Below are 21,066 nucleotides of genomic sequence, written 5' to 3'. Positions count from 1 at the left end.
ATTAATTTACATTGAGATTATTTATTTGCCGTAAAAGAGCCGGTAAATGCTCGAATAATTGCTCTTCAAATTGTAACTTTGCAAATTAATTAATGGCAATCGCTTCTAAAGGAGAAGAGAAGTACGAAGCGAAATCGATAATGAAATGAGTACGAAAGACGATAATATATTGCAAGAACTCGCGGTAGAGGAGTACAAATATGGTTTTACTACCAATATCGAGATGGATATCGCTAAAAAGGGTCTATCCGAAGAAACAGTACGCTTCATTTCTGCAAAAAAAGGTGAGCCTGCTTGGCTTCTTGACTGGAGGTTAAAGGCCTTAAGGCATTTTGAAAAAATGACAATGCCTAAGTGGCAAAACTTTGAGCATCCCAAAGTTGATTTTCAGGATATATCTTACTATGCTGCGCCAAAGGAAAAACCGAAGGTAAACAGCATGGATGAGGTTGACCCCGAATTGTTGGATACTTTCGCAAAATTGGGAATTCCCCTAGATGAACAGAAGGTGTTGGCAGGTGTCGTTGCTGTAGATGCTGTTTTTGATAGTGTATCAGTAAAGACAACCTTTAGGGAAAAATTGAAAGAATATGGCGTCATATTCTGTTCTTTTGGAGAGGCGGTAAAAGAACATCCCGATTTGGTAAAGCAGTACCTGGGAACAGTAGTGCCACAAACCGATAATATTTATGCGGCTTTAAACGCCGCTGTATTTTCCGACGGATCTTTTGTCTATATACCAAAGGGCGTAAATTGTCCAATGGAGCTTTCCACCTACTTTAGGATTAATGCGCAGAACACAGGGCAATTTGAACGTACGCTAATAATTGCCGATGAAGGAAGTTATGTGAGTTACCTGGAAGGATGTACCGCCCCAATGCGGGATGAAAACCAGTTGCACGCTGCCGTTGTAGAATTAATTGCACTTGAAAACGCAGAGATAAAATATAGCACTGTACAAAACTGGTATCCCGGAGATAAAGAAGGCCGGGGAGGTATCTACAACTTTGTAACCAAGAGAGGAATTTGTAAAGGTGATAATAGCAAGATCTCTTGGACACAGGTTGAGACTGGTTCATCGATTACATGGAAATATCCAAGTGTAATTTTGAAGGGCGATAATTCTGTAGGAGAATTTTATTCCGTTGCTTTGACAAGAAACCATCAGATAGCAGATACCGGAAGTAAAATGTATCATATCGGTAAAAACACACGCAGTAAAATTGTTTCTAAAGGCATTTCCGCCGGTGTTAGTCAAAATAGTTACCGAGGCCTGGTTCAAATAGGTAAAGGTGCCGAAAAAGCTCGAAACTTTACGCAGTGTGATTCTTTATTAATTGGCGATAAATGTGGAGCTCATACGTTTCCTTACATTGAAGCAAAGAATAAAACAGCGAAATTGGAACACGAGGCTACTACCTCAAAAATTGGGGAAGATCAGATATTCTATCTTACACAACGAGGTATTGATCCGGAAAAAGCCGTTGGACTGATTGTTAATGGTTATGCTAAGGAGGTTCTTAACCAATTACCAATGGAATTTGCCGTGGAGGCGCAAAAGCTGCTGGCAATTTCACTGGAGGGTAGTGTTGGATAAAGAGTATTGTAAATATTGTTAATATAAAAAACAAATAGCAAATCGCGAGATTTGAATTGATGAAGATATGTTAAGTATAAAGAACCTACAGGCATCTGTAGATGATAAAGAGATTTTAAAAGGATTAAATTTAGAAGTTAAAGCGGGTGAAGTGCATGCTATTATGGGGCCGAATGGCTCGGGTAAAAGCACGTTGGCTTCGGTTTTAGCCGGTAAGGAAGCTTATGAGGTAACCGGCGGGGAAGTTAGGTTAGATAACAAGGATTTACTGGAGCTATCTCCCGAGGATCGAGCACGGGAAGGGCTTTTTCTGGCTTTTCAGTATCCGGTTGAGATTCCAGGTGTCTCTAATATCAACTTTTTAAAAACGGCCGTTAACGAAATCAGGGCCTATAAGGGACTAGCCCCAATGGAAGCGAAAGAATTTTTAAAGTTGGTTAAAGAAAAGCAAAAGCTTGTTGAATTTGATGCTAAATTGGCTAACCGGTCGTTAAATGAAGGATTTTCAGGTGGAGAGAAAAAGCGTAACGAAATTTTTCAACTTGCCATGCTGGAACCAAAGCTGGCTATTTTGGACGAAACAGATTCAGGCTTAGACATCGACGCGCTTCGCATTGTGGCGAACGGTGTTAATCATTTGCGTTCAGAGAATAATGCTTTTATTGTTATTACGCACTATCAACGCCTTTTGGACTATATAGTGCCTGATTTTGTACATGTACTATATAAAGGAAAAATCGTAAAATCCGGAACGAAAGAACTAGCACTCGAGCTGGAGGAGAAGGGTTACGACTGGTTAAAAGAAAGTGTGGATGCAGAAGAGAATGCTGCCATTTAGGTTATAGCGATTATTTTCTCATCCTTTTATGATAATTAACAAATGATTACACAAGTTTCAAGTTCATTATATCATCAATTAGTTACTTTTTTTGAAGAGAGGCTAACCTTAAAGGGATACCAGGAGCCGCAAGTCTCTCTACGTAAGGAGGCTTTTGCCCGTTTTAAGGATTGGGGCTTTCCTACGCTGAAGGCGGAAGATTGGAAGTACACGAATCTGCAACCTTTAATCAATCAGCATTATCTATTAAATGACGCCATTCCGGGAAAAAATGTAGATACGAGTCAAGCGATTATAAAAGGTTTGGACGCTTATCGACTCATATTAGTGAATGGGCGCTATCGCAAAGACCTTTCTGATGTTATTACAGAACCAGGCATATTTGTGAGTGCTATTGAAGATGTAGCGAATAATGAATTATTCGCTGCGCATTTTGCAAAATACGCAGATAAAACAGATAATCCACTAGTTGCGCTCAATACAGCTCTTCATGAGGGGGGACTCTATATCCACATAGGTCAAAATATTGCTTTAAAAAAGAGCATTCAAATTATTCATGTTGCATCTTCAAGTGAAGCTATTTTTAACCAAACAAGGAATTTATTTGTTTTAGACCCAAACGCTGAAGCAGAGATTATCGAATCCTTTATTGCAAATGGTAGCACGATAAGTCTGAACAATACAGTATCCGAACTTGTTTTGAACGAGAATGCTCATCTCCAACATTATTATTTACAGACTTCCGGCGAAAAGTCTCGATACCTTAACCATACAGAGGTTAAACAAGCTAAGCATAGCTTGTACAACAACTATAATTGTTCATTTCCTGGATCTTCATTCGTTCGAAACAATATTAATGTCCGTTTAGACGATACATCGGTAGAAAGTCATTTATACGGGGTAACGCTTACCGCTAAAGATCAACTGGTGGATAATCATACTATTGTTGACCATCGAATGCCTCATTGTGAAAGCTATGAATGGTACAAGAATATTGCACAAGATACCTCAACGGCAGTATTCAATGGCAAGATTTTTGTACAACCCGACGCTCAGAAAACCAATGCTTTTCAACAGAATAACAACATGTTAATTGGTGATAAAGCAAGTATTCTGACCAAACCGCAATTAGAAATATTTGCAGATGATGTAAAATGTAGTCACGGTTGTACCATGGGACAATTCGATGATGAAGCTTTATTTTACCTTAAAGCAAGAGGTATTGGCGAAGCGAGTGCAAGAGTGCTCTTGGTTCATGCTTTTGCCTTTGATGTAACGGAAAAGTTCAGCAATGATAATGTAAGAGCTTACGTTGATCATCTAATCGAACAGGGCCTAATTATTGAGTAATAAGTTTTCGGTCTTACTTTAAATTTCTGATTTTGACACATTACGATATTCATAGTATAAGAGCTGATTTTCCTATATTAAAAACGAAGGTAAATGGGTACCCCTTGGTTTATCTGGATAACGGAGCGACTACGCAGAAGCCACAATCGGTAATTAATGCTATTACTGATTATTATACACAAATCAATAGTAATGTGCACCGGGGTGTTCATCACTTAAGTCAGCTGGCAACAGATGCTTATGAGGTCACACGGAGAAAGCTTTCTGAATTTATAAATGCAGCGCAAGATTATGAGGTTATTTTAACCAATGGGACTACGCACAGCATCAACTTGGTTGCGCATTGTTATGGAAAGCAATTTGTAAAAGAAGGGGACGAGATTATTATTTCGGCCATGGAACACCATAGCAATATTGTGCCTTGGCAAATGTTATGCGAAGAGCAGGGCGCGAAGCTACGTGTAGTTCCCATAAATGATGAAGGAGAATTGGATATGGGCGCTTATCAGGCTATGCTCAACGAAAGAGTAAAGCTTGTTTCCATAACCTACGTATCAAATACGCTCGGAACTTTAAACCCAATAAAAGAGATTACAAAGCTGGCGCATGATCATGGCATTCCCGTGCTGGTTGATGGTGCGCAGGCCATACAACATTTACATGTGGATGTACAAGCTTTAGATGTTGATTTTTTCGCTTTTTCAGGACACAAGATGTACGGTCCAACCGGCGTGGGGGTCTTGTACGGAAAGGAAAAATGGTTGGATCAGATGCCGCCTTATCAAGGAGGGGGTGATATGATTAAAGAGGTTAGGTTTGAAAAGACGATTTATAACGAACTACCATTTAAATTTGAGGCGGGTACACCCAATATCGAAGCGGGAATATGTTTGGGGGCAGCCGTAGATTATATAAAGACGATTGGCTTGAGTCAGATTGCGCTTTATGAAACGGAACTGCTTAAATATGCGACTAAAGCTTTGTCGGAAATTGATCAAATCCGGTTTATAGGTACGGCGAAAGAGAAATCCAGCGTGATATCTTTTCTGGTGAATGGTGCGCATCCGTACGATGTGGGCGTTATCTTAGACAAGTTGGGCATTGCTGTTCGTACTGGTCATCATTGCACACAACCTTTAATGGAGCGGTTTGGGATTCCTGGCACGGTGCGTGCCTCCATTGCAATGTACAATACAAAGGAAGAAATAGATCTGTTGGTAAGCGCTGTAAAAAGAGCCGCTTCTATGTTGCTATAACGATGGTTGATATGACAATTAAGGAAATACAGGACGAATTGATAGAAGATTTCTCTTTTTTCGAGGATTGGATGGCTAAATATGAATATATTATTCAATTGGGGAAGGAGCTGCCTTTAATCGACGAGTCCCATAAAGTTGACGATTTATTGATTAAAGGATGCCAGTCTCGCGTTTGGTTGCATGCACAGTATGTAGACGACAAAGTCTTTTTTACGGCCGATAGTGATGCAATCATTACTAAGGGACTTGTTAGCTTAATGATCAAAGTTTTATCCGGACAGCGTGCAGAAGATATTGTGAGTGCCGATCTTTATTTTATAGATGAAATCGGATTAAAAGAACATTTGTCACCTACTCGTGCTAACGGGTTGGTGGCGATGGTAAAGCAAATGAAATTGTACGCGCTTGCCCTAAATGCTAAACGTTAATTGGCACTCATTTTCCATCGTATTAAATGTACTATTGAATACCTAATCTTTGAAATAAAAAAATCAATATTGTAAAATTTTATTTGGTTATTTGTTAACTTTACGCTAAAACTGTTAGCCATGGCTTTTGAACCAGATAGAATTGATTTAAAGATTATTAAATTACTCCAAGAAAACGGTAGAATAACCAACTTACAACTTTCTTCCAATATCGGTTTGTCACCGGCACCAACACTGGAAAGGGTTCGAAAACTTGAAAATGCGGGCTATATCAAAAGCTACCATGCCTTGGTGGATGAAGAGCTTCTAGGCTTGGGCATTAAATCCTTTATACAAATACAATTGGATTTTCATACACACAATTCAATCCCTGAATTTGTTGAAGCGATCAAAAGTATACCTGAAGTGACCGAATGCCATCACGTCACCGGGCAATGTGATTTTATTTTAAAGGTTTATGTCAAGGACATTAAATCTTACGAGCGGTTGATTATGGAAAAGATTAGTCGGATACCATGTGTGAAAACCTTTCAAACGATGATGATTATGTCAACGTCTAAAAAAGAACCGATCGTACCAATGGAATACTAAGATCGATTTTTTGCATAACAATCTACTAGGTCTACACCTGCCAGTCAATTGGCGTTTTTCCGTGTTTTTCTAAATAGTCATTGGTTTTTGAGAAGGGTTTACTGCCAAAAAATCCATTGTGTGCAGATAGCGGCGAAGGGTGGGCTGATGTTATAATCAAATGTTTGGAGGAATCGATCAGTTTCACTTTCTGTTTAGCGTAATTTCCCCATAATATAAAAACAATTCCTTCTCTTCGTTGTGCGAGTTCCTTAATTACGGTATCCGTAAAAACTTCCCATCCTTTTTTTTGATGAGATGCTGCCATGTGTGCTCGCACCGTCATTACCGCATTAAGGAGCAGTACACCCTGATCAGCCCATTTGGTCAGTGTACCGTGATTGGGAATCTTAAAACCTGGAATATCATTACTTAATTCGATATACATATTCCGTAGCGATGGAGGGATTGCAATGCCTGGTTGAACCGAAAAAGACAATCCATGTGCTTGTCCGATATTATGATAAGGATCTTGCCCCAAGATAACGGCTTTCACTTCATAAAAGGGTGTGTGTTCAAAGGCATTGAATATAAGTTTATTGGGCGGAAATACCTGATATTGTGCTTGCTCTGTCCTCAAAAAATTTCGTAACTCGCTCATATAGGTTTTGGAAAATTCCGGTTCTAAAATTTCTTTCCAGCTTTTTTCAAGGGCTATACTCATGCTCAAACTTAGCTAAAATTGACATTATATACAATACAATAGTCGTTTGCACGTCCTATAGACCGGATTTAACAACAGATTTTAACGGATAATTTTTTGTTAAAACCCATAAATTAACGGATATTTGCAGCATTATAATGAATACATTCATAAAGTAAAGATATGCCAAATTTCATTCGTATTATTATAGCTTTCCTTTTGTTGGGAGCAGCTGTCAGTCTATTTGTATTTGGCCACTGGCCGTGGGGAGTATTAGCACTTCTTTTGGCTATAGTTGTTTTTGTCACTTTCTTTTTTAACGAAAATATGCTGATTGCGCAATTTTACTTACGAAAGGAAAATATGGACAAAGCAAAAACTTGGCTAAATAAAATCACTAATTATGAGAAACAGTTGATTCGTGCTCAGCATGGGTATTATCATTTACTCATTGGACTAATTGAGTCGCGATCCGCTCCATTACAGTCAGAAAAATATTTCAAGAAGGCACTTAGCTTAGGCATGCAGATGGATCATAACGTAGCATTGGCTAAATTAAGCCTGGCGGGCATCGCCATGGCCAAGCGAAATAAGCGGGAAGCTACACAATTACTTCAAGAGGCTAAAAAAGCTGATAAAAATAAATTGCTAGCCGATCAGATTAAAATGATGAAAGATCAAATGGGTATGCTTGACAAGCAGCAGATGCGATTCCGTTAGTAAACAAGACGCCAGATACCCAAGCGAATTAAGAGCAGCTACTGTTGGTTAAACTTCTTCCTCCAGTAGCTGTTTTTCGTATAGCTCAAAGTAACTGCCTTTAGCAGCCAGAAGTTCTGTGTGTTTACCTTCTTCTATTATCTGACCGTTTTCCATTACCAAGATATGATCTGCGTTCTTGATGGTAGAAACACGATGCGCAATAAATATGGCGCTTCTGTCACGCATAACCGTACCTAAATTCTGAAGAATTTTTTCCTCTGTTTTGGTGTCTACCGCTGATAGGCAGTCATCAAAAATTAGTATTTTAGGGTTTATTGTAATTGCTCTTGCTATCGAAACACGCTGTTTCTGTCCTCCCGAAAGGGTGATTCCTCTTTCTCCGATAGCTGTCTCAAAACCTTTTTCGAACTCCATGATATTGTCATACACGGCTGCTTTTTTTGTTGCCTCCTCTACCTTCGCCATATCCAGTTGATCCAGCCCAAAAGCGACGTTCTTTGCTATCGTATCTGAAAAAAGGAAAACGTCTTGCGGAACAAAACCTATTGTGCTCCGATAGCTGTTTAGGTTTAAGTCCTGTATGGGTATCCCATCGACAAGAATAGTACCGGAAGAAGTATCATACATACGCATTAAAAGTCGTGCAATGGTGGATTTTCCCGATCCTGTTTTGCCAATGATCGCTAAAATTTTTCCTGGATTAACCTTAAAAGATACTTCTTTTAGTGCAGTAATTCCTGTATCCGGATAGGTGAAAGATACGTTTCTAAATTCAATATCTCCTCTAAACTCCTCTTTCCCGCCGGTTTGCGATTTTATACGAGGAGAAGTATCTAAAAATTCATTGATCCGTTTTTGCGAAGCTGCCGCTCGCTGCACCAATGAAGTCACCCAGGCAAGTGACATTGCAGGAAATGTTAATTGATTAACATAAACAATAAATTCTGCAATGTTTCCGGATGATATGCTACCACGCATGACCTCGATACCTCCAATATAAATAGTTATAATCGTACTTAAACCAATGAGAAGTAAGATAAGCGGAAAAAATACAGCCTGAACTTTCACTAATGATAAGGAGACAGTTTTGTAATCGTTGCTTTCTTTTGCAAAGCTGTTTTTCTTATCCTGCTCACGACTGTATGTTTTAATAACACGGATCCCTGAGAAAGTCTCTTGTACAAAAGAGCTCAACGCGGATAGCTGCTCCTGTATTTTTTCACTTCTTTTATTGATGAGCTTATTAATAAAAAGTATGACCGCTGATAGAACGGGTATAGGAGCTAATGCGTAAATAGCTAGCTTGGCGTTCACGGTAAACATAGAACTAATGACCATTATTGACAGCACAACCGTGTTAATAGAGTACATAATGGCCGGACCCAAGTAAGCTCGGACACGACTTACATCTTCGGTTACACGATTCATTAAATCTCCCGTGTTGTTTCGTTTAAAGAAAGCCATATCCAATTGTTGGTAGTGATCATAAATTTCATTCTTTAGATCATATTCGATATGACGTGAAGTCAGGATGATTGTTTGTCTCATAAGAAAGAGGAACAGTCCCCTTATCAGTGCTAAGACCAAAACAAGCGTACCAAATAAAAGAAGACTATGTCCAAATATCTCATAAATCAACGACTGACGTTCAAAGCCATCGAATAGCTGAAAAAGAGCTATATTATCTTTAACCAGATCAAAGGCAATACGAATTACTTGAGCCGGTATAATGCCGAAGTAGTTTGATACTACCACGAATATAAAACCGGGAATCATTCGCCAACGATATTTATAGAAAAATTTATTAAGATAAGCTAAGTGCTTCATGAAGACTAAAATTAAACCTATCGTACAAAAGTACGTATCCTGATAAAACTATTGCTATACTGAGTGCATTTAACTAATATTAAAATTAAATGGCAATGCAAACAATTATTTACTGAATGAAATGATTTTAAATTCGTAAAAAGATACCGATAAAATTAGTACTTTTGCGCAGAATTGCCGATACTAAAATAATAGTAAAATATGTCTTCCGAAACGCCATACCCCCAAATGTTTGATTTGTTACGACAATTTGAACATCAAAAGATTGTATTTTGCCAAGATCATACAATAGGATTAAAGGCTATCATCGCTATTCATGACACTACACTTGGTCCCGCTATCGGTGGAGTACGTATGTTGCCATATAAAACCGAATTGGAAGCGATAGACGACGTCTTAAGATTGTCTCGGGCGATGACATATAAATCGGCAATAAGTGGTGTCAATTTAGGGGGTGGAACTGCGGTAATTATTGGCGATCACCGTACCCAGAAATCGGAAGTTATCTTAAGGAGGCTCGGGCAGTTTGTAGAAGAGATGAATGGTTCATTTATCGCTTCATTGGATATGGGAACTACTTCCAAGGATATGGAATTTATCCACATGGAAACCAACCATGTGGTTGGCTTGCCGAAATCTTTGGGTGGAAGCGGCGATACGGCTCCCTTCACCGCGAAAGGCGTGTTTTATGGTATAAAGGCAGCCGTCAAAGAACTTTATGGTACAGATAGTATGGCTGGGCGGACGGTGGCCGTGCAGGGAACGGGAAAAGTGGGGGAACATCTTGTTTCATTACTTCGGGAAGAGAATGCGAAGGTATATGTAAGTGATATTGTTGAAGATCGAATGATTCAGGTTTCTAACAAATACGGTGCAGAAGCCATCGCGCATAATAACCTCTTCGATATGGATTTGGATGTTTATGCGCCTTGTGCATTAGGAGGGACAGTTAATAATTACACGATTGAGCGTATGAAATGCAAAATTATTGCGGGTTCTGCTAACAATCAGTTGGCCAACGATCGTGAACATGGCGCTAAGCTTCTGGAAAAAGGCATTATTTACGCGCCTGATTTTTTAATAAATGCTGGAGGCCTTTTGAGCTGCTATGCTGAAATTGCTGGATATAATGTCTTAAGAAGTGCCGCATTAACCGAAAATATCTATGAAGCAACGCGCTCGGTGATTCAAAAATCGTTGAAAGAAAAAATTCCAACGCATCAGGCTGCTATGCAAATTGCTGAAGACCGGATTGCGCTTATAAAAAAAATAAAACAAAACTAGTCATAGGGCTAGCATGACTATATAATCGTTCTTTATAAATAATATGTTAAATAGAAGGCACCTGAGGGTTAAAGTATTACAAACAATCTATGCATTCCAGCAATCGGATGATAAGAATATAAACAATTTTGAAAAGGCATTGCTGAAAAGTGTTGATCAGGTTTATGAGATGTATATTTGGGTGCTCGCACTCGCGTCAGAGGTGGCTGAATATGCGTTGGTAGATGCGGAAGACCGGGCAAATAAATTTTTACCTACTGAACACGATCTCAATGCCAATACACGATTGGCGAATAACACCTTTATTGAACTGCTACAACAAAATGAGGAGTTTGTGGATCTGTGTAAAAAATATAAGGTAGATGCCGTTTTTGATATGGAAACGGTGAAAAGTATTTTCCACATTTTAAAACAATCTCCCGAGTATGTTGCTTATTTAGAGAATGAAGATCGATCGCTCAAGGCTGAGAAGGATATTATAAAGTTTATCTTTAAAAAAATTATATTGAAATCACCGGCTATTGAACAGATATTCGATGAGCATTTTATTAATTGGACGACTGATAAAGATGTGTTACAAGCGCTGTTAGCTAAAACTTTGAAAAATTTCAACAGCGAAGATCCGGAGAAAAATAAGTTAGCGCAATTGTGTCCAAATTGGGTTGATGATAAAGAATTTATTGTTGACTTGTTTCGATTGACAACTCGGCATGGAGAGGATTATCAGATATATATTTCGGGGAAAACAAAAAACTGGGAAGCTGACAGAATAGCGTTAATTGATACCTTACTGATGAGAATGGCGATCACCGAATTATTGAATTTTTCTTCTATACCTGTTAAGGTTACAATTAATGAGTATATTGAAATTTCTAAGGAATTTAGTACACCGAAGAGCAATTCGTTTATCAATGGCATCCTCGATAAAATTTTGATCGAACTTCAAAAGGAGGGCAAAATCAGAAAATTCGGAAGGGGACTTATTGGATGAGATGTTTCTATAAACCCTTAGTCGATAAGCTAGTGCATGGCTGATCTACATCAAATAACCAACAATTATAAGTATATGAAAAATAAAATTTTGTTACTATCATTAGCAGTTTTGGCGCTAAGCGCTTGCAATGGATCTAAACAAAAGGAGAAAAGTGCTGGAGAGGATATTATCGAAAGTGTAAATACGACTGATAATACCGGGGTGAATAAGCAGATTCCGGATTCCGCCGATGTAGCGGATGCTCCCGTGCTAAAATTTAGGAATGATACATATGACTTCTCCAAGATCAAAGAAGGGGAGAAGGTAAATCACGTTTTTGAATTTACTAATACAGGGAAATCACCTTTAATAATAAGCGACGTGCAGGCAGGATGTGGCTGTACTACTCCCAAATTTGATAAAAAACCGATTAAACCCGGAGAGCAAGGCAGCATTGAAGTTGGTTTTAATAGTGCAGGACAACGCGGTGCACAGCATAAAATTATTACCGTATATAGTAACGCGCAACCCGCACAATTAATGCTACACTTAAAAGGTGAAGTACAATAGTTAACAATTTTAAATCACAGTAATTTACATGACAACAGCAGCAATTTTATTACAAGCAGGATCAGGCGGAATGTCATCCCTCATTATGATGGGATTAATTGTGGTAGTATTCTATTTTTTCATGATACGCCCACAGATGAAGAAACAGAAAGATCATAAAAAATATATAGAAGATTTAAAGGTGAATGATAAAGTGGTAACTACCGCAGGCATTCACGGTCGTATCGTTGAGATAGGCGAAAGCACATTTATCATTGACGTAGGTTCCGGTACACGTATCAAATTCGATAAAGCTGCGATTTCATTGGATGCTTCCAAACTTGCCAATACACCAAAGCAAGGGACAGTAACTACAACAACGGACGAAAAGAAATAGACTTTGTCGGCTAGACGAGGTGCTATAAAACGCCTGACAAAATTGATTTGACCGACAAAGGTTGTTATTTTTGTTAGGCGTTTTGTTCGTTTATAAAGGGTAGGTATGTTTAATCTCAATAAGAAGCAACAAAAGAAACTAAGCTTATTTGCTATTTGTCTCTTTATCTCCTTTCTGGTGTGGAGCCTCTTTGCTTTATCAAACCGTTACATTTATACGGTAAAGGCCTCTCTAAATTATGTAAATGTTCCGCCGAAAAGGGCATTTCACCCACTTCAGTCAGATACCGTCGCTATGCAGGTCGAAGGAACGGGCTGGCAGGTGTTATTTTCTAATCTTCGACTTAAACCTCAAGATATACATGTTGACTTAAGCGGTTTAAAAACACGTGATTGGATACTATTTTCCAATCAAATGGGATATATAAATCGGCAATTTAGTGCAAATCAACGTATTGTTTCCATTTCTCCCGATACACTTTTCTTTAATTTTTCTAAGCAAGATGTTAAAAAAGTAACCGTTAATTTGTCCAAAGACATTAAGTTTAGAAAGCAATATGATATCACAGGCGATATTCAGATTGAACCGAAGTTTGTGACGGTTACAGGGCCTTTGGAAGACCTGGTATTGATTGATGGCTGGGCGACAGATACATTAAGGAGAAATAATGTTGACAATACCATTACTGCCAAAGTTACTTTATCAAAAAGTCAGAAAGCAAATATTAATGTACACCCCTCATCGGTTGATGTTACCATACCGGTAGGTGAAGTGACGGAAAAGATTATAGAGGTACCTATTAGGGCAGAGAATAGTAGAGCCTTTAGAACGGTGAAAGTGCTACCTGAGAAAGTAAGATTAACAACCATTGTGTCTTTAGAAAAATACGAAGATATAGATCGGGATATGTTCGAAGCAGTTATTAATTTGAACGACTGGCGAAGTAATCACATCAAGAATTTGCCGGTTATTATCACGAAGCAGCCGGATTTCGTGAAAATTATTAAGGCAGAACCGCAAAATGTAGAATTTTTATTGTGGAAATAAATAAAGATAAACTACGCATTGGCGTAACTGGAGGAATTGGTACTGGTAAAACCACCGTTTGTAAAATATTTGAAGCTATGGGATATCCGGTGTTTTATGCGGATACCGAAGCTAAGAATGTGATGGTAGACAATAAGGATTTAGTGGAAGATATCAAAGGAATATTCGGAGCGGAAGTCTATTCAAAAGAAGGTAAACTTGACCGGGTCTATCTCTCGAGGATTGTTTTCCAAGACCGTGATAAATTAGATAAGCTTAACGCCCTGGTTCATCCAGCTACAATAAAAGCCTATGAAAACTGGGAAAGGCAACAACAAGCAGAGCTAACATTTAAAGAGGCTGCGTTACTTTTCGAAACAGGAACCTATAAATTATCAGACTATAATATTTTAATAGTTGCCCCGCAGGAACTTCGAATCAAGCGCGTGATGGAAAGGGACCAGCTAACAAGAGAGGCGGTGTTAGCAAGAATAGATAAACAAATGATTGATGAAGAAAAACGCAAGCTCGCTGATTTTGTGATAGATAATGACGAGATTCACGCTCTTATTCCGCAAGTTTTAAAAGTCAGGGCTCGCTTGCTAGCGCAGCTGAAAGCAAGATGATTTTAGATGATTTTTTGACAGTCAATTCCAAGGGTATTTATTGTGCTTATGGCGACTTTTTTATAGATGCCCGGGAAGCGGTGAGAGTTTCGGTGGTGTCTCACGGCCACGGTGATCACATAACATCAGGCTGCTTTACTGTATTCTGTACGGCTCCAACAAAGTCATTTATGGAGCTGCGTTATAACAAGGGCGCTGCACGCGACTTCCAAGTTTATGATTATGGCGTGCCTTTTACGTTAGGAGGTGTGACGGTTACGTTTCTTTCTGCAGGTCATATTTTGGGTTCGTCTTTAATATTGATGGAATTCAAAGGAGTACGTTATTTATATACCGGCGATTATAAGTTGCAAGCAGATCCAACCTGTACTCCCATCTCGCTTGTTAAGGCGGACGTTTTGATTACAGAAAGCACTTTTGCGAATCCGATTGTAAAACATCCGGACCCTTCGGTGGAACTTGATAAGCTAAATAGTACAACCTATCCGATTATGCTTGGTGCTTATGCGTTAGGCAAAGCACAACGTTTGACGGCGATGATCAATCAATATTGCCCGGAAAAAAAAGTACTTCTCCATCATGCAGTGCTTCCTTTTCATCGGATTTATGAACAATATGGCTATGCTGGTTGGCACTATATACCTTATGGTCGTAAAATTATTAAAGAGCAGCCTGAGAATATCATTTACCTTGTGCCACCATTAACTTTTAATAGCTATTTTAGAGCTAAAAACCTTATAAAGGTCTTTGCCTCCGGTTGGAAATATCTGCAAAACAGAAATGATATGGAATTGTTTATTTCAGATCATGTTGATTGGGGGGATATTTTAAAGACAATTGATGTTGTTGATCCCCGGGAGATATGGACACTTCATGGTGATGGCAGTTTTCTTGTAGATCATTATAGAGGCAGTCGTTATGTGAAAATTTTATAATCGTCGATTACACGATATTATACAGAATGTAGTTGCAAGACATCTTTATTTTTTAGATCAGATTTTAAGCTATATATTAGTGCTCCAATTCTAAATTAGGTATATGAAGATAGAAGAAGTACTCGTCACTAATAAATTCGAAAACGAATACCATAAGGCTGCTCTAAACGTCATATATACAAGCAACTTCATTCAAAGTCTTTTAAAAGAGCGGACCGACAAAGAGAAAATAACGCTTCAACAATACAATGTGTTGAGAATTTTGCGGGGTCAAAACGCAAAACCGGCTACCGTTAACATGTTAAAGGAGCGTTTGTTGGATAGAATGTCGGATGTGAGTAGAATTATCGATCGTTTGGTGCAAAAGGGACTGGTTTCGCGGTGTATGAGCCATAAAGATAGACGTGCTGTTGATATTTTCATTACCCATGATGGTATGACAATTTTGGAACGTTTAGATAAAAAAATGTCTATCTTGAGCGTCTTGGATGAAAACCTTTCTGAAGAAGAATGCAAGCAACTTAATTACCTTCTTGATAAGTTGCGTGGTTAAATTTATTAGACAAACCAGTAGCTTAATGCACCAGAAAATTAAATAGGGAAAGAGTGACCCCGGTAATCACTGCTAAGAGCTTTCTTTTATTAAAGTGATGATGATCTGCTGAAGAAGATTCAAACAGAATCGTTGTAGAGATGTGAAGAAATATACCGATGACAATCGCCATCATTTTATCAAAGTATTGGTTGATTTCGCCAATACCTCCTAAACTAATCATATTACTCAATGTAAAACCTATTGGCGACATTAAAGCAAAAATAAAAAGAGATAGGATAATGGTGCGTTGCCTAACAGTTGACTGAATGAGTAAACTGCCTAAAGCGAAGGCAGCAGGAATATGATGAATGGCAATGCCGAATAACAGCTCTCTCTGATGTCCCTTTGCTAGTGGCATCCCTTCTAAAAAAGCATGTAAGCATAAGCTGGTCATAACGCCTATCGGGAAATGTCCGTGGTGGCCATGCTTATGAATGTGACCATGTTCTATACCTTCTGAAAATCTCTCTAATAATAACTGAAATAAAAAACCGCCAAGTACATATAAGCCTAAATAATGATCGTCGTTATGCGCGTAGATCTCAGGGATAAGATGCAATACAGTGATCGAAAATAAATACGCACCGCTAAAAGAAAGTACGAGCCTTAATAAATCGGTATTATCTCTTTTTACAAAGAATACAGCCAAACCGCCCAAGAGAGCCGAAAGAAATAAAGTAACTATTATAAGAAGTGTCATGGTTGTGCTATCTGCCGAGTTGTTTCGGGCTGAATATAAAGAAATAACGTTGCCATAGAATAGCCAATGATACTACCAAATAGGGCGCCGGCAGTTACGTCAAGAGGATAGTGCACGCCTACATAGACTTGAGCAAAACTAATAGCGAAAGCCCATAACAAAGCAAACCATAATATGGCGCTCCAACGCTTCCTATAGACCATAATAAGAAATAGAGCCATGGCAAAATGATTACTTGCATGGGACGACGGAAAACTGTATCCGCTGCCGCATCGTACCCGGCTTACCATTTCCCCCTGTAGGGTAAGTTCATTACAGGGTCTTATCCTTTTTACTATGGGTTTAATAACCGAGGCAGATAAAAAGTCAGCTATTCCAAAGCTAAGCACCAGAAATAACATCATGATTACTCCTCGTTTTTTATAAGTACGTATCGAAAAAATTAAGATGAACAAGTATAAGGGGGCCCACGTATATGGATTCCGTAAGTAAGGCATTAGCCAATCAAAGACAACATTGGCCATATCCTGATTTATTATCAGGAAAAGATCTATATCAAATTGTATGATAGAAGCAAACATGTGTTTTTATGAAATAAGATTTTAATCTTTTTTACCCCCAAAGCGATCTGTATATAAATTACCATTGAAATGTAATATGCCTTTCTGTGTCGCTAAATTCAATAAGGTTGCAAATATACAGTTTACAAACGTATCCGGATTTATAATTGCGTCATAAAAATAAAAAATTATTTTATTAAGCAATCGGTTGCTTCTACAGATGGTGACAGAAGCGTTAGAATATTCTAATGAAAATGCTATTTTTACCACCTACTTAATAAATTCGAGTATAAAATGACATTGATAAAATCTATTTCGGGTATTCGCGGAACCATAGGTGGAAAACCTGGCGAAGGCCTGACTCCTATTGACATTGTAAAATTTACCGCTGCTTTTGGAAAATACATTACCGAAAAAGCCGGCAATAAAAAAATAGTAATAGGTCGAGATGCACGGCTTTCAGGAGAAATGGTAAGTAATATTGTAACAGGTACACTCCAAAGTCTCGGCATTGAGGTGATAGATCTCGGTCTGTCTACTACGCCTACCGTTGAAATAGCCGTGCCCGAGGAGGATGCGGCAGGTGGTATCATCTTGACAGCTAGCCATAATCCGACAGAATGGAATGCATTGAAGTTGCTTAATCAGCAAGGAGAGTTTATTAATGATTACGAGGGAAAAGAAGTATTGGCTTTAGCCGATGAATTGAGTTTTGATTTTTCTGAAGTACACGCACTTGGACGGGTCATAAAAAAGGACACCTACCTGGAAAGGCATATTGAGAAGATCTTAGCGCTGGAAACAGTTGATAGAGACGCAATTGCACAGGCTAATTTTTCAATTGCTGTAGATGCTGTTAACTCAACGGGGGGACGCTTTGTACCAGCTTTATTGAAAGCACTAGGGGTATCAACCGTATATGAATTGTATTGTGAGCCAAATGGCCTCTTTCCGCATAATCCTGAGCCCTTGGCCGAAAATCTAAAGGATTTATCTGCCCTTGTAAAAGAAAAGCAAGCCGATCTCGGAATTGCGGTTGATCCAGATGTCGATCGGTTGTGTTTCGTCATGGAAAATGGAGAAATGTTTGGAGAGGAATATACATTAGTAGCCGTTGCAGATTATATCCTCCGGCAAAAGAAAGGGAATACGGTATCTAACTTATCCTCCACACGGGCCCTTAAGGATATAACAGAGAAACACGGCGGTACTTATTACGCAGCAGCGGTTGGGGAGGTGAATGTAGTGACCAAAATGAAAGAGGTAAATGCAGTGATAGGAGGCGAGGGGAACGGAGGTGTAATTTACCCGGCTACCCATTATGGTAGGGACGCTTTGGCAGGTATCGGTATTTTCTTGACACATCTTGCTAAAAGCGGTCAAAAAGTGTCCGCTTTGCGCAACAGTTATCCTTCCTATTTTATGGCGAAGAAAAAGATCACGCTCACTCCTGGATTGGATATTGATCAGCTTTTAAAATCGATGGAGGAAAAATATAAGGATACCCCCCATAGCACCATTGATGGTTTGAAAATAGATTTTGAGGAAGAATGGGTTCATCTACGGAAGTCGAACACCGAACCGATCATCCGTATTTACACAGAATCGCCAACACAGAATCGCGCCGACTTATTGGCTGATAAGATTATTGGCGAAATAGAAGCCATTTTATCTTGATCACCTAGAAGTAAAAGTATAAAAGAATAAAATTCTGTTAATGGATTACTTAGTAGATTTGTAGCATGCGCGTATATTTAGATAATGCGGCAACCACTGCAATAGATGAACAAGTATTGCAAGAGATGATGGTTGTTATGCGAGACGATTATGGGAACCCTTCATCCATTCATGCGGATGGTAGAAAGGTTAGAACAATTATCGAAAAAGCCCGAAAAAAAGTCGCTGCTTTATTAAATACTTCTCCAGCGGAGATTTTTTTTACATCAGGAGGAACAGAAGCCGACAATACGGCAATTCGAAGGGGAATTTTAGATCATCAATTAAGTCACGCAATCAGTTCACCGCTCGAACACCATGCGGTTTTGCATACCTTACAAGAACTGGAAAAAGAAGGGAGCATTAAGCTAACACTGCTTGACGTTGATGCGAAGGGACATGTGGATTTATCGCAACTGGAAAGAGTTTTGCAAAATAGTCCACCTAGTTTCGTCTCATTGATGCATGCAAATAATGAAATAGGCACAATAACCGATATACAAAGGGTATCCGATATCTGTCAGACCTATAACGCATTATTTCATACCGACACGGTCCAGACAATGGGACACTTTGTGCATGACCTAAGTGCTCTGAAAGTAAGCTTTTTGGCGGGAGCAGCGCACAAATTCCACGGCCCGAAAGGAGCAGGCTTCCTATATGTTAATCATGAAGTAAAAATAAAGCCGTTCATCCATGGCGGTGCGCAAGAACGAAATATGCGAGGGGGCACGGAGAATGTCTATGGCATTGTTGGCTTGGCCAAGGCACTCGAGATTGCTTATGAACATATGGCCGAACATAGGGCTTATATACAGGGGCTGAAAGATTACATGAGAGCGCAACTTATTCAGCATATTCCCGGTGTAAGCTTTAACGGCGAGTTGGAAGCCGATCAAAGCTTGTATACGGTATTAAATGTGTCGTTTCCACCTACAGATTTAGCTGACATGTTACTCTTTAACTTAGATATTGCGGGTATTTCCGCTTCGGGCGGCAGTGCATGCAGTTCGGGATCAAATATCGGATCTCATGTTTTAACCGCGATTGGCGTGGATGCCAAACGGCCGTCTGTTCGATTTTCTTTTAGTAAATTCAATACGAAAGAAGAAATCGATTTCGTTGTTTCTAAATTGAAGGAAGTATGTCCGGAGAACGTATAACGTAACTTTCGTGATATTTATCCAACAAAATGGGTTTGGACTTGTTAATCAATTACCAACCCGTTTTTTGTTTATTTAATTAAGAGGAGGTTATTATGCGTGATGAATTGAAAGATAGAAAAAGTGACAAAGAAATCATAAAGGAAAAAGATGGAAAGAAAAAAGTCGTTGAGGTGAATCAAGGCAGTTTTTCCGAGAGAGACCATCATAGAAAAAACGAAGGTCCTGCTTTTACTGCAGACTCACCTACCACAAGAGAACGGAAATAGTGTAAAAAAAGCCTGATTTTAAATCAGGCTTTTTTTACACTATAAAATATTTCTTAGGAATGTTGCTATTTTATGCTTCATTTCCCTTCGATCAACAATAAAATCTAAAAAGCCATGTTCAAGCACAAATTCAGCTGTTTGAAATCCCTTTGGCAAATCTTTTTTGATCGTTTCTTTAATGACACGAGGCCCTGCAAATCCGATCAATGCACCCGGCTCCGCAATGTTGATATCACCGAGCATGGCATATGAGGCTGTTACGCCTCCTGTCGTAGGGTCTGTTAAAAGGGATATATAGGGAAGCTTCGCCTGACTGAGAAGCGCTAGCTTAGCCGATGTCTTGGCCATTTGCATAAGCGAAAACGCTGCTTCCATCATCCTGGCACCACCCGATTTTGAGATAAGTAAAAAAGGTAGACGGTGCTGTATGCAATAGTCGATCGATCTTGCAATTTTCTCTCCCACTACGGAGCCCATTGAACCACCGATAAAAGTAAAATCCATGCAGGCTATGACTAGATCAAGCCCTTCGATCTTGCCGTGCCCGGCACGTATTGCATCGTTTAAACCCGTTTTAGCATGGCTTTCCGCAATTCGTTCCGTGTATTTTTTTGTGTCTTCGAAGTTAAGGGGGTCTGCTGAACGTAGACTGCCAAACAGCTCAGTGAATTGATTGTCGTCAAATAGTACTGAAAAGTATTCTGCTGAGCCTATCCTCAAATGATAGCCGCAATATTGACATACATATTTGTTTTCAACTTGCTCTGATTTCAAGAGTGGTTTTTTACAGGACGGACATTTATTCCATAACCCGTCGGGAGCTTCTTTTTTATTTTCTGTTGCCGTGTTAATACCGGCACGATCTCGTTTAAACCAAGCCATTCAAAAAAATATTAGAGGTACAAAGAAACAAAAAAAATGTATAAAACGTGACCTTTTGTGTAACCTTATCACTTTATATCCTATTTTACTAAAAAC

The 21,066-nt window shown here is 39.0% G+C and carries 23 protein-coding genes; 18 read left to right on the top strand and 5 right to left on the bottom strand.

Annotation, left to right across the window (positions count from 1 at the left end):
* The first annotated feature begins 145 nt into the window (after nucleotides 1-145).
* The 6 genes from sufB to FKG96_RS17215 all read left to right on the top strand — a co-directional run bounded on the left by sufB (nucleotide 146) and on the right by FKG96_RS17215 (nucleotide 6,063).
* Complete coding sequence (gene sufB, locus FKG96_RS17240; RefSeq protein WP_013667267.1) at nucleotides 146-1,597, top strand: Fe-S cluster assembly protein SufB; 1,452 nt, start codon at nucleotides 146-148, stop codon at nucleotides 1,595-1,597.
* Between the two features lie 67 nt (nucleotides 1,598-1,664).
* Nucleotides 1,665-2,435, top strand: coding sequence for a Fe-S cluster assembly ATPase SufC (gene sufC, locus FKG96_RS17235; protein WP_130855762.1), 771 nt, complete (start codon nucleotides 1,665-1,667; stop codon nucleotides 2,433-2,435).
* A gap of 42 nt (nucleotides 2,436-2,477) precedes the next feature.
* Complete coding sequence (gene sufD, locus FKG96_RS17230; RefSeq protein WP_013667265.1) at nucleotides 2,478-3,785, top strand: Fe-S cluster assembly protein SufD; 1,308 nt, start codon at nucleotides 2,478-2,480, stop codon at nucleotides 3,783-3,785.
* A 32-nt stretch (nucleotides 3,786-3,817) separates the two neighbouring features.
* Nucleotides 3,818-5,041, top strand: coding sequence for an aminotransferase class V-fold PLP-dependent enzyme (locus FKG96_RS17225; RefSeq protein WP_013667264.1), 1,224 nt, complete (start codon nucleotides 3,818-3,820; stop codon nucleotides 5,039-5,041).
* Between the two features lie 11 nt (nucleotides 5,042-5,052).
* Nucleotides 5,053-5,472 carry a SufE family protein gene (locus FKG96_RS17220; protein WP_013667263.1) on the top strand — a complete coding sequence of 140 codons (420 nt, stop codon included), beginning with the start codon at nucleotides 5,053-5,055 and terminating at the stop codon, nucleotides 5,470-5,472.
* Nucleotides 5,473-5,592: 120 nt separating this feature from the next.
* Complete coding sequence (locus tag FKG96_RS17215; protein ID WP_013667262.1) at nucleotides 5,593-6,063, top strand: Lrp/AsnC family transcriptional regulator; 471 nt, start codon at nucleotides 5,593-5,595, stop codon at nucleotides 6,061-6,063.
* Between the two features lie 31 nt (nucleotides 6,064-6,094).
* On the opposite strand, the gene ung is transcribed toward FKG96_RS17215, so the two are convergent.
* Nucleotides 6,095-6,766, bottom strand: coding sequence for a uracil-DNA glycosylase (gene ung, locus FKG96_RS17210; RefSeq protein WP_130855763.1), 672 nt, complete (start codon nucleotides 6,764-6,766; stop codon nucleotides 6,095-6,097).
* A gap of 162 nt (nucleotides 6,767-6,928) precedes the next feature.
* On the opposite strand from ung, the gene FKG96_RS17205 reads away from it, so the two are divergent.
* The gene (locus FKG96_RS17205; protein ID WP_013667260.1) at nucleotides 6,929-7,465 is read left to right on the top strand and encodes a membrane protein; all 537 of its coding nucleotides are present in this window, start codon (nucleotides 6,929-6,931) and stop codon (nucleotides 7,463-7,465) included.
* Between the two features lie 48 nt (nucleotides 7,466-7,513).
* Here the strand turns inward: FKG96_RS17205 and FKG96_RS17200 are convergent, their stop codons facing one another.
* Nucleotides 7,514-9,295 carry an ABC transporter ATP-binding protein gene (locus FKG96_RS17200; RefSeq protein WP_013667259.1) on the bottom strand — a complete coding sequence of 594 codons (1,782 nt, stop codon included), beginning with the start codon at nucleotides 9,293-9,295 and terminating at the stop codon, nucleotides 7,514-7,516.
* Nucleotides 9,296-9,496: 201 nt separating this feature from the next.
* Here FKG96_RS17200 and FKG96_RS17195 point away from each other — a divergent pair, with 201 nt between their 5' ends.
* The 8 genes from FKG96_RS17195 to FKG96_RS17160 all read left to right on the top strand — a co-directional run bounded on the left by FKG96_RS17195 (nucleotide 9,497) and on the right by FKG96_RS17160 (nucleotide 15,638).
* Complete coding sequence (locus tag FKG96_RS17195; RefSeq protein WP_013667258.1) at nucleotides 9,497-10,579, top strand: Glu/Leu/Phe/Val dehydrogenase; 1,083 nt, start codon at nucleotides 9,497-9,499, stop codon at nucleotides 10,577-10,579.
* A 43-nt stretch (nucleotides 10,580-10,622) separates the two neighbouring features.
* Nucleotides 10,623-11,570: a transcription antitermination factor NusB gene (gene nusB, locus FKG96_RS17190; protein ID WP_013667257.1), complete on the top strand. Its 948-nt coding sequence runs from the start codon at nucleotides 10,623-10,625 to the stop codon at nucleotides 11,568-11,570.
* A gap of 75 nt (nucleotides 11,571-11,645) precedes the next feature.
* Nucleotides 11,646-12,122 (top strand): DUF1573 domain-containing protein, encoded by a 477-nt coding sequence (locus FKG96_RS17185; protein WP_149105725.1) that lies wholly within the window; start codon nucleotides 11,646-11,648, stop codon nucleotides 12,120-12,122.
* A 28-nt stretch (nucleotides 12,123-12,150) separates the two neighbouring features.
* Nucleotides 12,151-12,498: a preprotein translocase subunit YajC gene (yajC, locus tag FKG96_RS17180; RefSeq protein WP_130855765.1), complete on the top strand. Its 348-nt coding sequence runs from the start codon at nucleotides 12,151-12,153 to the stop codon at nucleotides 12,496-12,498.
* A gap of 105 nt (nucleotides 12,499-12,603) precedes the next feature.
* Entirely contained in the window at nucleotides 12,604-13,545 is a 942-nt protein-coding gene (locus FKG96_RS17175) for a YbbR-like domain-containing protein (protein ID WP_130855766.1), read from the top strand.
* The gene (coaE, locus tag FKG96_RS17170; protein WP_130855767.1) at nucleotides 13,536-14,150 is read left to right on the top strand and encodes a dephospho-CoA kinase; all 615 of its coding nucleotides are present in this window, start codon (nucleotides 13,536-13,538) and stop codon (nucleotides 14,148-14,150) included. The genes FKG96_RS17175 and coaE overlap by 10 nt, the downstream gene beginning before the upstream one ends.
* Nucleotides 14,147-15,085 carry an MBL fold metallo-hydrolase gene (locus tag FKG96_RS17165; RefSeq protein ID WP_130855768.1) on the top strand — a complete coding sequence of 313 codons (939 nt, stop codon included), beginning with the start codon at nucleotides 14,147-14,149 and terminating at the stop codon, nucleotides 15,083-15,085. The genes coaE and FKG96_RS17165 overlap by 4 nt, the downstream gene beginning before the upstream one ends.
* 103 nt (nucleotides 15,086-15,188) lie before the next feature.
* On the top strand, nucleotides 15,189-15,638 hold the full coding sequence (locus FKG96_RS17160; RefSeq protein ID WP_013667251.1) for a MarR family winged helix-turn-helix transcriptional regulator: 450 nt from the start codon (nucleotides 15,189-15,191) through the stop codon (nucleotides 15,636-15,638).
* A 22-nt stretch (nucleotides 15,639-15,660) separates the two neighbouring features.
* On the opposite strand, the gene FKG96_RS17155 is transcribed toward FKG96_RS17160, so the two are convergent.
* Entirely contained in the window at nucleotides 15,661-16,380 is a 720-nt protein-coding gene (locus FKG96_RS17155) for a ZIP family metal transporter (protein WP_130855769.1), read from the bottom strand.
* Nucleotides 16,377-16,877, bottom strand: coding sequence for a phosphatase PAP2 family protein (locus FKG96_RS17150; protein ID WP_354004821.1), 501 nt, complete (start codon nucleotides 16,875-16,877; stop codon nucleotides 16,377-16,379). Before FKG96_RS17150 ends, FKG96_RS17155 begins: the two co-directional genes overlap by 4 nt.
* Before the next feature lie 357 nt (nucleotides 16,878-17,234).
* Here FKG96_RS17150 and glmM point away from each other — a divergent pair, with 357 nt between their 5' ends.
* The 3 genes from glmM to FKG96_RS26795 all read left to right on the top strand — a co-directional run bounded on the left by glmM (nucleotide 17,235) and on the right by FKG96_RS26795 (nucleotide 20,088).
* Nucleotides 17,235-18,617 (top strand): phosphoglucosamine mutase, encoded by a 1,383-nt coding sequence (glmM, locus tag FKG96_RS17145; RefSeq protein ID WP_130855770.1) that lies wholly within the window; start codon nucleotides 17,235-17,237, stop codon nucleotides 18,615-18,617.
* A gap of 65 nt (nucleotides 18,618-18,682) precedes the next feature.
* Nucleotides 18,683-19,819 (top strand): cysteine desulfurase family protein, encoded by a 1,137-nt coding sequence (locus FKG96_RS17140; protein ID WP_130855771.1) that lies wholly within the window; start codon nucleotides 18,683-18,685, stop codon nucleotides 19,817-19,819.
* Nucleotides 19,820-19,914: 95 nt separating this feature from the next.
* A complete protein-coding gene (locus tag FKG96_RS26795; RefSeq protein WP_013667246.1) occupies nucleotides 19,915-20,088 on the top strand; it encodes a hypothetical protein in 174 nt (57 codons plus the stop codon).
* 39 nt (nucleotides 20,089-20,127) lie between these two features.
* Here FKG96_RS26795 and accD read toward each other — a convergent pair whose 3' ends face one another.
* Nucleotides 20,128-20,970, bottom strand: coding sequence for an acetyl-CoA carboxylase, carboxyltransferase subunit beta (accD, locus tag FKG96_RS17135; RefSeq protein WP_013667245.1), 843 nt, complete (start codon nucleotides 20,968-20,970; stop codon nucleotides 20,128-20,130).
* Between the last annotated feature and the right edge of the window lie 96 nt (nucleotides 20,971-21,066).

Origin of the sequence: Olivibacter sp. LS-1 (assembly GCF_008245145.1) — a bacterium.
GTDB lineage: Bacteria > Bacteroidota > Bacteroidia > Sphingobacteriales > Sphingobacteriaceae > Olivibacter > Olivibacter oleidegradans.
Note: the sequence above shows the minus strand (reverse complement) of the source record. Positions and strands in the feature narration are given on the sequence as shown.

Coding starts and splice junctions, on each gene's coding strand:
- glmM (WP_130855770.1), top strand. CDS start 17,235: ATGACATTGATAAAATCTATTTCGGGTATTCGCGGAACCATAGGTGGA.
- FKG96_RS17175 (WP_130855766.1), top strand. CDS start 12,604: ATGTTTAATCTCAATAAGAAGCAACAAAAGAAACTAAGCTTATTTGCT.
- accD (WP_013667245.1), bottom strand. CDS start 20,970: ATGGCTTGGTTTAAACGAGATCGTGCCGGTATTAACACGGCAACAGAA.
- FKG96_RS17185 (WP_149105725.1), top strand. CDS start 11,646: ATGAAAAATAAAATTTTGTTACTATCATTAGCAGTTTTGGCGCTAAGC.
- FKG96_RS17160 (WP_013667251.1), top strand. CDS start 15,189: ATGAAGATAGAAGAAGTACTCGTCACTAATAAATTCGAAAACGAATAC.
- ung (WP_130855763.1), bottom strand. CDS start 6,766: ATGAGTATAGCCCTTGAAAAAAGCTGGAAAGAAATTTTAGAACCGGAA.
- FKG96_RS17200 (WP_013667259.1), bottom strand. CDS start 9,295: ATGAAGCACTTAGCTTATCTTAATAAATTTTTCTATAAATATCGTTGG.
- FKG96_RS17150 (WP_354004821.1), bottom strand. CDS start 16,877: ATGCCTTACTTACGGAATCCATATACGTGGGCCCCCTTATACTTGTTC.
- FKG96_RS17155 (WP_130855769.1), bottom strand. CDS start 16,380: ATGACACTTCTTATAATAGTTACTTTATTTCTTTCGGCTCTCTTGGGC.
- FKG96_RS17220 (WP_013667263.1), top strand. CDS start 5,053: ATGACAATTAAGGAAATACAGGACGAATTGATAGAAGATTTCTCTTTT.
- FKG96_RS17140 (WP_130855771.1), top strand. CDS start 18,683: ATGCGCGTATATTTAGATAATGCGGCAACCACTGCAATAGATGAACAA.
- sufD (WP_013667265.1), top strand. CDS start 2,478: ATGATTACACAAGTTTCAAGTTCATTATATCATCAATTAGTTACTTTT.
- yajC (WP_130855765.1), top strand. CDS start 12,151: ATGACAACAGCAGCAATTTTATTACAAGCAGGATCAGGCGGAATGTCA.
- FKG96_RS17205 (WP_013667260.1), top strand. CDS start 6,929: ATGCCAAATTTCATTCGTATTATTATAGCTTTCCTTTTGTTGGGAGCA.
- sufB (WP_013667267.1), top strand. CDS start 146: ATGAGTACGAAAGACGATAATATATTGCAAGAACTCGCGGTAGAGGAG.
- FKG96_RS17215 (WP_013667262.1), top strand. CDS start 5,593: ATGGCTTTTGAACCAGATAGAATTGATTTAAAGATTATTAAATTACTC.
- sufC (WP_130855762.1), top strand. CDS start 1,665: ATGTTAAGTATAAAGAACCTACAGGCATCTGTAGATGATAAAGAGATT.
- nusB (WP_013667257.1), top strand. CDS start 10,623: ATGTTAAATAGAAGGCACCTGAGGGTTAAAGTATTACAAACAATCTAT.
- FKG96_RS26795 (WP_013667246.1), top strand. CDS start 19,915: ATGCGTGATGAATTGAAAGATAGAAAAAGTGACAAAGAAATCATAAAG.
- FKG96_RS17165 (WP_130855768.1), top strand. CDS start 14,147: ATGATTTTAGATGATTTTTTGACAGTCAATTCCAAGGGTATTTATTGT.
- FKG96_RS17195 (WP_013667258.1), top strand. CDS start 9,497: ATGTCTTCCGAAACGCCATACCCCCAAATGTTTGATTTGTTACGACAA.